The 11091-nt window shown below is 59.2% G+C and carries 9 protein-coding genes; 4 read left to right on the forward strand and 5 right to left on the reverse strand.

What is annotated here, in order from left to right; translation table 11 throughout:
- Positions 1 to 42: 42 nt before the first annotated feature.
- From ACZYR5_RS10785 to ACZYR5_RS10795, 3 genes are read right to left on the reverse strand one after another with little or no spacing between them, the layout of a single operon-like run.
- Positions 43 to 1080, reverse strand: coding sequence for an ABC transporter substrate-binding protein (locus ACZYR5_RS10785; protein WP_489089864.1), 1038 nt, complete (start codon positions 1078 to 1080; stop codon positions 43 to 45).
- Positions 1081 to 1117: 37 nt separating this feature from the next.
- Positions 1118 to 1918, reverse strand: a complete 801-nt coding sequence (locus ACZYR5_RS10790) for an ABC transporter ATP-binding protein (RefSeq protein ID WP_489089863.1) — start codon at positions 1916 to 1918, stop codon at positions 1118 to 1120.
- Position 1919: 1 nt separating this feature from the next.
- Positions 1920 to 2804: an ABC transporter permease gene (locus tag ACZYR5_RS10795; RefSeq protein ID WP_489089862.1), complete on the reverse strand. Its 885-nt coding sequence runs from the start codon at positions 2802 to 2804 to the stop codon at positions 1920 to 1922.
- 382 nt (positions 2805 to 3186) lie between these two features.
- On the opposite strand from ACZYR5_RS10795, the gene ACZYR5_RS10800 reads away from it, so the two are divergent.
- Positions 3187 to 4275, forward strand: coding sequence for an LLM class flavin-dependent oxidoreductase (locus ACZYR5_RS10800; RefSeq protein ID WP_489089861.1), 1089 nt, complete (start codon positions 3187 to 3189; stop codon positions 4273 to 4275).
- Between the two features lie 1321 nt (positions 4276 to 5596).
- Here the strand turns inward: ACZYR5_RS10800 and ACZYR5_RS10805 are convergent.
- Together ACZYR5_RS10805 and ACZYR5_RS10810 are read right to left on the reverse strand one after the other, a co-directional pair.
- Positions 5597 to 6391 carry a class II aldolase/adducin family protein gene (locus ACZYR5_RS10805; protein ID WP_489089860.1) on the reverse strand — a complete coding sequence of 265 codons (795 nt, stop codon included), beginning with the start codon at positions 6389 to 6391 and terminating at the stop codon, positions 5597 to 5599.
- Positions 6392 to 6514: 123 nt separating this feature from the next.
- Positions 6515 to 7420, reverse strand: a complete 906-nt coding sequence (locus ACZYR5_RS10810) for a LysR family transcriptional regulator (protein ID WP_489089859.1) — start codon at positions 7418 to 7420, stop codon at positions 6515 to 6517.
- Positions 7421 to 7650: 230 nt separating this feature from the next.
- On the opposite strand from ACZYR5_RS10810, the gene ACZYR5_RS10815 reads away from it, so the two are divergent.
- The 3 genes from ACZYR5_RS10815 to ACZYR5_RS10825 all read left to right on the forward strand — a co-directional run bounded on the left by ACZYR5_RS10815 (position 7651) and on the right by ACZYR5_RS10825 (position 11073).
- On the forward strand, positions 7651 to 8259 hold the full coding sequence (locus tag ACZYR5_RS10815; protein WP_489089858.1) for a cysteine dioxygenase family protein: 609 nt from the start codon (positions 7651 to 7653) through the stop codon (positions 8257 to 8259).
- Positions 8256 to 9839 (forward strand): rhodanese homology domain-containing protein, encoded by a 1584-nt coding sequence (locus tag ACZYR5_RS10820; RefSeq protein ID WP_489089857.1) that lies wholly within the window; start codon positions 8256 to 8258, stop codon positions 9837 to 9839. Before ACZYR5_RS10815 ends, ACZYR5_RS10820 begins: the two co-directional genes overlap by 4 nt.
- Before the next feature lie 271 nt (positions 9840 to 10110).
- On the forward strand, positions 10111 to 11073 hold the full coding sequence (locus ACZYR5_RS10825; protein ID WP_489089856.1) for an ABC transporter substrate-binding protein: 963 nt from the start codon (positions 10111 to 10113) through the stop codon (positions 11071 to 11073).
- Positions 11074 to 11091: the final 18 nt, after the last annotated feature.

Raw genomic sequence — 11091 nt, forward strand, 5'->3', positions numbered from 1 at the left:
CCGTAGTCCGAGAACCGTGGATCGGAGGCGGCCAAAACTGTTTTACTTGGCCCGCCAATTCGTCGACCCGGACTGCGTCACCGTCAACGGCGCTGCGGAAAACACTCCAGTGTCCGTGAGCGTCCCGACGTCGACACGATGGGGAAAGATGTTCTTATCCACGAACAGATCATCGACTTGCTGCAACGCCCGGACATCTCGCGGCTCGAGTGGCAACAGCGACTCATCGCCCCAACTGCGCAGGCGCTTCGAGACGTCCAGAGGAATGTCGTTGACCTTGGCGAACACCCGGGCGTACTCGTCAGGGTTCTGCCGGGCCCACTCGAACGCCTTGGCGAATCGCTGCAACACATCACTGAGCGCCTTGCGCTTGAGCGGGTCGGTAAGGGCTTCGTCCGAAGCGGTAATAAACGTCAGCCCGGTATTGATGCCCTCGCCACTGATCAACACCCGAGCGCCCTGCTGCTCGGCAAACGCCTGATAGATGCCGAAGGTTGCCCAGGCTTCGATCTTGCCGGCATTGAATGCCGCCAGCGCGTCGGTCGGCAGGACGAACCCGATGTTGACGTCTTTCTCATCGACCCCGGCATTGGCCAGCGCACGAATCAACAGGTACTGGGAAATGCTGCCTCGGGCCGAAGACACTACAACGTTTCGGCCTTTCAAATCCGCGATGTTATGAATGGCCGAATCGGCGGGCACCAGGATCGCAATCCCCCTCGATTGGCTGCGTCGCACGGCGACGATGCGCAGGGGCGCGCCGCCAGTGGCAGCGGCAAGCACTGGCGTATCACCGGCCGGCGCGAGGTCGACGGCGCCGGCACGCAAGGCTTCGAACAACGGCGCCGCACCCTGGAAGTTCGCCCACTCGACCTTGTAGTCAATGCCTTCCAAGGCATTCGCGGCCTCGACCACGGTGCGCAAGCCTTTGGCTTGATCGCCCAGCACCAGCGTCACACCGGACAAATCGGTCTGGACGGAGGATGCCGATGGGTTGTCGATCGTCTCACCGCAACCGCTGAGCAGCAGCGCGGCTCCGGAGAGCAGAACAGCTGCAGATTTCCATACGCAAAGCGACATGGCGGACCTTCCCTGATTCAAAAGACTGGAAGCGAAATCAGCCATGGGCGAAACGCCGGACCGACGTGTTGGTTGCCCGGCGCTCAGTGACGGCGGTGGTTTCCACTTCCACCCCCAGCAAACCCAACAGCCGCGCGCGGATGGCTTGAAAACCGTCCTGGCCGGTGTCTCGGGCCCGAGGCAGGTCGATGGTCAACTGGTCGGCGATCTTGCCATTGGCGAGAACGATGACCCGGTCGGCCAGCAAGATGGCTTCATCGACGTCATGGGTGACCAGCAGCACGGCCGGCGTGTGTTTACGCCACAACTCGATGATCAGCCGATGCATGCGAATCCGGGTCAAGGCATCGAGGGCGGCGAACGGTTCATCCAGCAGCAACAGCTTGGGCTCGCGCACCAAACCACGGGCCAGTGCCACGCGTTGTGCTTCACCGCCCGATAGCGTGGCCGGATAAGCTTCGAGCCGATGCGCCAATCCCACCTCGGTCAGCGCCTGCACTGCGCGCGCCTTGGCGTCCGGAATGTGCAGGCCGAGAATCACGTTCTTCCAGGCGCGCTTCCAGGGCATCAGGCGCGGTTCCTGGAACACCGCCGCCCTCGCCTTCGGCACCAGCAAGTGACCACTGTCGATGCTGTCGAGCCCGGCCAGGCTGCGCAGCAAGGTGGTCTTGCCCGAACCGCTGGCCCCCAGCAACGCGACGAATTCGCCGGGGGCGATGTCCAGATCCAGGCCATCGATGACCCGCTGCTGGCCGAACTGGCGCACCACATTGCGCAGTTGTACCGGTGCTGTCGTATGCAGTGCTTTGGACGCGTCCAGAAGATCGATGCTCGACATATCAATTCCTCACAAAAGTTGGGCGCCAGGCCAGGGCGAAACGCTCCAGGGTGCGGATCAGTCCGTCGATCAACAGACCGAGGACGCTGTAAATCAGCAGGCAGATGACGATTACGTCGGTGCGCATGAAGTCCCGCGCATCACTGGCCAGGAAGCCAATGCCAGCGGTGGTGTTGATTTGCTCGACGAACACCAGCGCCAACCAGGAAATCCCCAGGGAGTAGCGCAGGCCGACAAAGAATGAGGGCAAGGAGCCCGGCAGAATCACGTGCCAGATCAACTCGCGGCGGCTCAGGCCAAGGGTGTTGGCGGCCTCGATCAGCTTGGGGTCGATGTTGCGAATACCGGCGAAGAGATTCAGGTACACCGGGAAGGTGGTACCGGTGACGATCAGCGCAATCTTGGTGAATTCGCCAATGCCGAACCAGAGAATGAACAACGGCACCAACGCCAGCGAAGGAATGGTGCGCAGCATTTGCAGCGGTGAATCGAGTATCACCTCGCCGCGCTTGGACAGGCCGCTGATCAAGGCCGCGACCACACCAATACTGACGCCGATGCTTAAACCCACCAATGCGCGTTGCAGTGACACCAGCAAGTGCTTGCCCAGTTCGCCGGACGTGATCATCGCCCAGAGCGTGCCGCCGATCTGCGAGGGCGCGGCGATGACGCGCTGCGGGATCAGCCCCGCTTGCGACGCCAGTTCCCATAACAGCAACAGTGCGATCGGGCTGAGCAACCGCAGCAACACTTCAGGTGTCCGCCAGTTGCGCAACCAATTGGGCAGCAGCTTCGACGCGCCCTGCACCTCACCGGTGTGGCGAGCAGCCTTGGTGACGGAAAACGAGCTGTTGGCGCTCGATGTATCGAGGGTCTTTTCAGTCATCAGGCTTCCTTCCTCAAAAGAACATGGCCAGAGGGGCCGTGCATCAGCTTCGGCTTTCATGCTATTCGCATAAAAAACCTCAGTGAAATTCTTTTTAGGAATAAACTAATATGATTAAAAATCAGATATCAGGAAAGCCTGATAAATTGTTTGCATAATAAATATGCGTTTTCCTTGTCCGGCGCGGGCTGCATGGAAGTCGCCGCATAAAATGCGTAATTCTCATACAAGCTTATTGCATTCATTCCGTATTTTAATAATTAACTTAGAACCAAACGGCATTTCACAGCCACGCCCTGCTCCGCCTATTTTTGATCCCACAGACCGACCCCAATGCCAGGTGGAGGCTCGAATCACGCCTATCCAATGACAAGGAACTCCCATGACTATTGAATTCATCGGCTTCATCGGCGGTCACCACGCTTCGGAAATCCATCCTCGCAGCGGCCCTGTCCTGCAGCCCGAGTATGTGGAAACAGTGGCACGCGCCCATGACGAGGCCGGTTTTGATCGGGCCTTGATAGCCTTCCACTCCAACAGCCCGGACAGCACGCTGATCGCCTCGCACGCGGCCAGCGTGACGAAAAACCTCAAGTTCCTGATTGCCCATCGACCAGGCTTTGCCGCGCCGACTTTGGCCGCTCGACAGTTCACCACCCTCGACGTCTTCAATGGCGGGCGCACCGCCGTGCACATTATTACCGGCGGCGATGATCGCGAACTGCGTGCCGATGGCAGCTACATCGGCAAGGACGAGCGCTATGCGCGCACCGATGAATACCTCAGTGTCTTGCGCCAGGAGTGGACCAGCGAAAAGCCTTTCGACTATGACGGCAAGTATTATCAGGTCGAGGGTGCACACTCAGCCGTAAAGTCACCTCAACAGCCGCACATTCCCTTGTATTTCGGCGGTTCATCGACAGCGGCCATCGAAGTGGCGGGCAAGCATGCGGACGTGTATGCGCTGTGGGGCGAAACCTACGAACAAGTGCGCGACGTGGTGCAGCAAGTGCGCGCCGAGGCCGCCAAACATGGCCGTAGCATTCGCTTCAGTTTGTCGTTGCGCCCGATTCTGGCGGACACTGAAGACCAGGCTTGGGAACGTGCCGAGCGCATCCTGCAACAGGCAACTGCGCTGGCCGAGCAGACCGGTTTTGTGCGCCGCGAGCCACCCAACGAGGGCTCTCGCCGCCTGCTCGCCGCTGCCGCCCAGGGCGCAAGCCTGGACAAGCGACTGTGGACCGGCATCGCCGGGCTGCTGGGAGCCCAAGGCAACTCGACCTCACTGGTCGGCACGCCGGAACAAGTGGCCGAAGCCTTGCTCGACTACTACGACCTGGGCATTACCACGTTCCTTATCCGCGGCTTCGACCCGCTTGAAGACGCCATCGACTATGGCAAGCGACTCATCCCGCTGACCCGCAAGCTGGTGGCCGAGCGTGAACGGCAAGCGGCGGAAAAAGTAGCTTGAATCCATTGTAGGAGCGGACCTGCTCGCGATGACGGCAGTACATTCAACTGAGATGTTGACTGACAAACCGCTATCGCGAGCAGGCTCGCTCCTACAGGGTTATTGGGTGTTCCCAGGATTCGTGTCTGTCCGCAATTCAATGTAGGAGCGAGCTTGCTCGCGATGACGGCAGTACATTCAACAGCGATGTTGACTGACAAACCGCTATCGCGAGCAAGCTCGCTCCTACAGGGTTATTGGGTGTGCCCGGGATTCGTGTCTGGCTGCAATCCAATGTAGGAGCGAGCCTGCTCGCGATGACGGCAGTACATCCAACAGCGATGTTGACGGGCAAACCGCTATCGCGAGCAGGCTCGCTCCTACAGGGTTATTGGGTGTGCCCGGGAGTCGTGTCTGGCTGCAATCCAATGTAGGAGCGAGCTTGCTCGCGATGACGGCCGCACATTCAACAGCAATGTTGACTGACAAACCGATATCGCAAGCTCGCTCCTACAAGGTTATTGGGTGTTCCCGGGATTCGTGCCTGGCTGCAATTCAATGTAGGAGCGAGCTTGCTCGCGATGACGGCAGTACATTCAACAGCGATGTTGACTGACAAACCGCTATCGCGAGCAGGCTCGCTCCTACAGTGTTATTGGGTGTTCCCGGGATTCGTTCCTGGCTGCAATCCAATGTAGGAGCGAGCTTGCTCGCGATGACGGCAGTACATTCAATAGCGATGTTGACGGATAAACCGCTATCGCGAGCAAGCTCGCTCCTACAGGGTTGTTGGGTGTGCCCGGGAGTCGTGTCTGGCTGCAATCCAATGTAGGAGCGAGCCTGCTCGCGATGACGGCAGTACATTCAACTGAGATGTTGACGAGTGAACCGCTATCGCGAGCAAGCTCGCTCCTACAGGGTTGTTGGGTGTTCCCGGGATTCGTGTCTGGCTGCAATCCAATGTAGGAGCGAGCTTGCTCGCGATGACGGCCGCACATTCAACAGCGATGTTGACGGATAAAACGCTATCGCGAGCAAGCTCGCTCCTACAGGGTTATTGGGTGTTCCCGGGATTCGTGTCTGGCTGCAATCCAATGTAGGAGCGAGCTTGCTCGCGATGACGGCAGTACATTCAACTGAGATGTGACTGACAAACCGCTATCGCGAGCAAGCTCGCTCCTACAGGGTTGTTGGGTGTTCCCGGGATTCGTGTCTGGCTGCAATCCAATGTAGGAGCGAGCTTGCTCGCGATGACGGCAGTACATTCAACTGAGATGTTGACTGACAAACCGCCATCGCGAGCAAGCTCGCTCCTACAGGGTTATTAGGCTGTAGCAGAAACTCAGTTTTTGTAGTCGGTATCACTGCGCTCCAACTGTCGGATCAACGCATCCCAGTGCCGCGCCACGCCCGGTCCGATGCCGCTCTTGAACACCTCGGCCTGTTTCTCGACCTTGGCCACCACTTCAGCCGGCGGGAAAATCAATTCGACGTTACCCGCAGCCTGCGCCGCGATCTGAATGTTGCAGGCCCGCTCCAGGCCGTGCAGCTGTTGAAACGCATGCTCGACGCTGACGCCCGCCGTGAGCAAACCGTGATTGCGCAGGATCAACACGCTCTTATCCCCCAGATCGGCCACCAGACGCTCGCGCTCATCCAGATCCAGGGCCACGCCCTCGTATCCGTGATAGGCCACCCGCCCGGAAAAACCGATCGAATGCTGGGAAATCGGCAACAATCCGTCGCGCTGCGCGGACACCGCAATACCGTCGCGGGTGTGGGTATGCAGGACGGCTTGCAGATCGGGCCGTGCCGCGTGAATCGCGCTGTGAATCACATACCCGGCGGGGTTGATGCCGAGCCCGGTGGGGTCATCGACGATGCTGCCGTCAATGTCGACCTTGACCAGATTCGACGCGGTGATTTCGTCGAACAACAACCCGAAGGCATTGATCAGGAAATGCTCGTCCGGCCCCGGCACCCTGGCGGAAAAATGCGTGTAGATGTGGTCGGTCCACTTGAACAGGGCCGCCAGCCGGTAGGCGGCGGCCAGTTTTACACGCACTTCCCATTCTTCGGGAGTCACGCGTTGACGAACATTTTTCGAGACGCTGGACAACGGACTGACGCTACTCATGGCAACACTTCCTGGATGGCCTTAAGGTTTTCCAGCAAGCCTATGGGAAGGCAAAAAATAATAAAAAGCACATTTTAATCTAAGCTAATTATTATTTTTTTTTATTATATGCCTGGCCAATCATCACGCTGCACGCTTGATCTTCTGCAGCGATCCAGCGACCAGCTTGCCAAAGGCATCGACCGGCCCTTGCAGATTGCCAAGGAAATGCGGATAGATCAGCCACAGGTCCATCACCGGTTTGAAGTCCTTGAGTGGCATCACCGCCAACTGTTCGAAATGGCTGCTGCGTTCCAGCAACGGACGCGGCACCAACCCCAGCCCCATACCGTCGGCAACCAGGCCCAGTTGCAGTTCGGTGCCGAAGGTTTCCAGATTGACTCTCAGGGCCAACCCCTGGTCCGACAGGGTTCGTTGCAACCCGGCACGGAAACCGCAGCCATCAGGATTGAGAATCCAGCCATGCTGACAAACGTCGGCAAGCTTGCACGGACGCTTGGGCAATTGGGACTTGGCGCACACCACCACCAGTTCCATCTTGCCAATCGACTCGCCGACAATGTTGTCCGGGAAAATCTTGCCAGCCGGGAACAGCGCCGCTGCTGCGTCCAGTTCACCACGCTCGATCTTTGCGACCAATTGGCTGCCCCAGCCCGTGGCCACCTGAGCGCGCAACTCGGGATATTCGATGCGCAAATGCTTGAGTGCATCGAGCAGCACCACGTCGCCTATGGTTTGCGGAACGCCCAGGCGTAACAACCCGGTGGGCGGTGCATCGGTGGCCACCAGTTCGCGCAGCGCATCCATTTCCCGCAGGATCACCCGGCACTGTTCATACACCCGCGTACCGATCAGTGTGGGCTTGAGGGGTTTGGTGTTGCGGTCGAACAACTCCACACCCAACGCCTGCTCAAAGTTCTGCACGCGCCGCGTGATGGCCGGCTGAGTCAGTTGCAGCGACTCGGCGGCATGGCTGATGGACTGGCAACGAATCACTTCGACAAAGGCGTCGATATCATCAATTTTCATTTGGCCCGCACATAGAAAACAGTCATTAAGATGTTTGAAAAGCATAGTTCCATTGGCAAGAGAAGGATAGCCCGCCCCACGCCGGGTGATCGATCAATAGCTTCTGGCGCTATGCGATAGGGTTATAAATTCCTTTCAGCTATAACCTAATCATTAAACAATCGCATATTGATGTAAATCATTATGCTTAAATCAAAGGGTCAACTTTCACAACGAACGATGGAATCGCCATGACCCAGGCCAGACACCCGCAGAGACTCAGAGCATTCATAGGCGCCTTGGCGGAATTGATTGACAGTAACCCTCGCGAGGGCGATCTGTTGCATCGTGGCGGCAAGCTACTCAGTCAATTGGTCAGCCATGACGACTGGCTACCCGAAGACTTCGCCCGAGCAGATCCGGAGCGCTATCAGCAATACCTGTTGCATGCCGATTCACGGCAGCGGTTCAGCGTCGTCAGTTTTGTCTGGGGACCGGGGCAAAGCACACCGATCCATGACCATCGGGTATGGGGGTTGATCGGCATGTTGCGCGGCGCGGAGTATTCGCAGGGTTTCCAACGCAACGACGACGGCGCCTTGATCACCGACGGTGATCGGGTGCAGCTGCGGCCAGGCCAGGTTGAAGCGGTGTCGCCAAAAATCGGTGACATCCACCAGGTCAGCAACGCCTTTGACGATCAGGTCTCGATCAGCATCCATGTCTACGGCGCCAACATCGGCGCCGTGCGCCGCGCGGTGTATCAGGCCGACGGCAGCGAAAAGCTGTTCATCTCCGGTTATTCCAACGCCTACCTCCCCAACATCTGGGATTTGTCCAAAGAGAGCCAAGCCCTATGAGTACTGCACTCACCCGCACTTACGCCGACATACGCCAAGCCCTATTGAACCGTGAAGAACTGGCACTGGTGGATGTGCGCGAAGAAGCACCCTTTGCCGAATCGCACCCGCTGTTCGCGGCCAATATTCCTTTGTCGAAACTTGAGCTGGAGGTGTACTCGCGGATTCCACGGCGCGATACCCAGGTGACCGTCTACGACAATGGCGAAGGCTTGGCGAGCATCGCCGCGCAGCGTTTGCAAGCGTTGGGCTACCTCAATGTCAGCCTGCTCGACGGCGGGCTGGACGGTTGGCGGCGCGCCGGTGGCGAGTTGTTTATCGACGTCAATGTGCCAAGCAAAGCCTTCGGCGAACTGGTGGAAAGCCAACGCCACACGCCGTCCCTGGCGGCGGAAGAAGTCCAGGCACTGCTCGACAACGACGCCGACGTGGTGGTGCTCGATGCCCGGCGCTTCGATGAATACCAGACCATGAGCATACCCACAGGTATCAGCGTACCGGGGGCCGAGTTGGTGCTGCGCGCCCGGGAACTGGCACCGGACCCGGCCACGCGCATCATCGTCAACTGCGCCGGCCGCACCCGCAGCATCATCGGCACGCAATCGCTGATCAACTCCGGCATCGCCAACCCGGTGTCGGCCTTGCGCAACGGCACCATCGGCTGGACCCTGGCCGGTCAGAAGCTGCAGCACGGTCAGTCGCGCCAGTTCGCGCCAACCAGTGAGGAGCATCGGCAAATTGCCGCCCGCGATGCCCGTCGCGTGGCCGATAAAGCGCGGGTGGGCCGTACCACGCTGGCAGACGTGCAACGCTGGCAGCAGGAACCGAGCCGCAGCACTTACCTGTTTGACGTACGCACCCCGGAAGAATTCGAAGCTGGTCACCTGCCCGCCGCCCGTTCCACACCCGGCGGTCAACTGGTGCAGGAAACCGACCACTTCGCCAGCGTGCGCGGCGCGCGTCTGGTGCTGGTCGACGACGATGGTGTGCGGGCCAACATGTCGGCGTCCTGGCTCGCGCAACTGGGCTGGGAAGTGCATGTGCTCGATGACGTGCAGCCAGCCCACTTCAGCGAAAAAGGAGCGTGGCAGGCGCCTGTTCCCACGCCACCCCAGGTCGAGGAAATCAGCCACGAGACGCTGGCACAGTGGCTGACCGATGGCGACACCGCGGTTCTCGATTTCACCAGCAGCGCCAACTACGTCAAACGCCACATCCCCGGTGCGTGGTGGATATTGCGCGGGCAGTTGCGCGAAGCCTTGGCCAAGGTGCCGCCAGCTGAACGCTATGTGCTGACCTGCGGCAGCAGTCAGCTGGCTCGATTGGCGGTGGCTGAGGTCGAGGCGTTGACTGGCAAAACCGTGTTCCTGCTCAAGGGCGGCACGGCCAGTTGGATCGCTGCGCAACTGCCTCTGGAGGAAGGTGAAACCCGCCTGGCCTCACCGCGCATCGACCGCTATCGCCGTCCTTATGAAGGCACCGACAACCCGCGCGAAGCGATGCAAGCCTACCTGGACTGGGAGTTCGGACTGGTGGACCAACTGGCCCGCGACGGCACCCATGGCTTTTTTGTGATCTGAAGCACCCCTCGCTTCCTGTGCCTTGTGCAAGGCACAGGAAGCCCTCCTGCTCCGCACCTCCCCCTTTTTTCCTCAAGGCTCACCTACAGGGTTGCGGCCTACAAAATACACATATCGCATATTATAAACCAATATAATCATTTATTTTAATAATTAACATATAACCAAAAAGAATTTCACAGCCGGTTCTTATAGAGATAACTTCAATTACGGACCGACCCCTTCTCCAGGCGGAGGCAACACGAAGCGCAACAAACCGCCCGGAGTTCTTATGTCACCCAAATCGCTATTGTTGAGCCTCTCTTTCACCCTTGGCTTCGCTGCATCCAGTCACGCAGCCGACCTTCAGCCATTGCTGGTGGCCAATCAGAAATCCACGATCAAAGTGCTGCTGGAGGTCTCCGGCGAGCTGAAGAACGTGCCCTATGACATCCAGTTCTCCGAGTTCCCCGCCGCCGCTCCTCTGGGCGAAGCGTTGAATGCCGGAGCCGTGGACATCGGTGCCCTGGGCGATGCGCCTTACGTATTCGCCCTCGGCGCCGGGGCGCCGATCAAGGTCGTCAGCATCGTGCACGCCGAGGGCCGCTACACCACCGCCATCCTCGCGCCCAAGGATTCTCCGCTCAACACCGCCCGCGATCTCAAGGGCAAGCGAATCGTCACCACCCGCGGCTCCATCGGCCACTTCCTGGCGATCAAAGCCCTGCGCGATGCCGGCCTGAGCACCCAGGACGTGCAGTTCATCTACCTGCTGCCGAGCGAGTCGCGAATCCTGCTGGATAACGGCAGCGCGGACGCCTGGTCGACGTGGGATCCCTACACCACCATTTCCACCACCCAAAGCCAGGCCAAGGTGCTGGTCAGCGGCGAGAAACTGCTGACCAATCATTTGTATTTCGCCGCCACCCGCCAGGCCATCGCCAACAAACGCCAGCAACTGGATGACTTCGTCGCCCGGGTCGATCGCGCCTACCGCTGGACCAACGCCCACCCCGAGGAATATGCCGCCGCCCAGGCGCGCGTCACTGGCCTGCCGTTGGACGTGCACATTGCCGTGGCCAAGGCCACGCAGATGCAACCGGTGCAGATTGACGACCAGGTCATCGGCGGTCTGCAAACCACCGCCGACATCTACCAGCAAGAAGGAATTCTCGGCAAACGCATCGACGTCTCCCAAGGCTTCGACAAGAGCTTCAACGCCAAGCGCGCCCCACTCAACCAGGCCTCCCGCTAACGCTGCGACGAACAAAGG

The organism is Pseudomonas sp. F007 (assembly GCF_057814275.1).

Bases quoted from the DNA above. Each gene is read 5' to 3' on its own strand.
- ACZYR5_RS10800 (WP_489089861.1), top strand. From the start codon at position 3,187: ATGACTATTGAATTCATCGGCTTCATCGGCGGTCACCACGCTTCGGAA.
- ACZYR5_RS10805 (WP_489089860.1), bottom strand. From the start codon at position 6,391: ATGAGTAGCGTCAGTCCGTTGTCCAGCGTCTCGAAAAATGTTCGTCAA.
- ACZYR5_RS10785 (WP_489089864.1), bottom strand. From the start codon at position 1,080: ATGTCGCTTTGCGTATGGAAATCTGCAGCTGTTCTGCTCTCCGGAGCC.
- ACZYR5_RS10825 (WP_489089856.1), top strand. From the start codon at position 10,111: ATGTCACCCAAATCGCTATTGTTGAGCCTCTCTTTCACCCTTGGCTTC.
- ACZYR5_RS10790 (WP_489089863.1), bottom strand. From the start codon at position 1,918: ATGTCGAGCATCGATCTTCTGGACGCGTCCAAAGCACTGCATACGACA.
- ACZYR5_RS10795 (WP_489089862.1), bottom strand. From the start codon at position 2,804: ATGACTGAAAAGACCCTCGATACATCGAGCGCCAACAGCTCGTTTTCC.
- ACZYR5_RS10815 (WP_489089858.1), top strand. From the start codon at position 7,651: ATGACCCAGGCCAGACACCCGCAGAGACTCAGAGCATTCATAGGCGCC.
- ACZYR5_RS10820 (WP_489089857.1), top strand. From the start codon at position 8,256: ATGAGTACTGCACTCACCCGCACTTACGCCGACATACGCCAAGCCCTA.
- ACZYR5_RS10810 (WP_489089859.1), bottom strand. From the start codon at position 7,420: ATGAAAATTGATGATATCGACGCCTTTGTCGAAGTGATTCGTTGCCAG.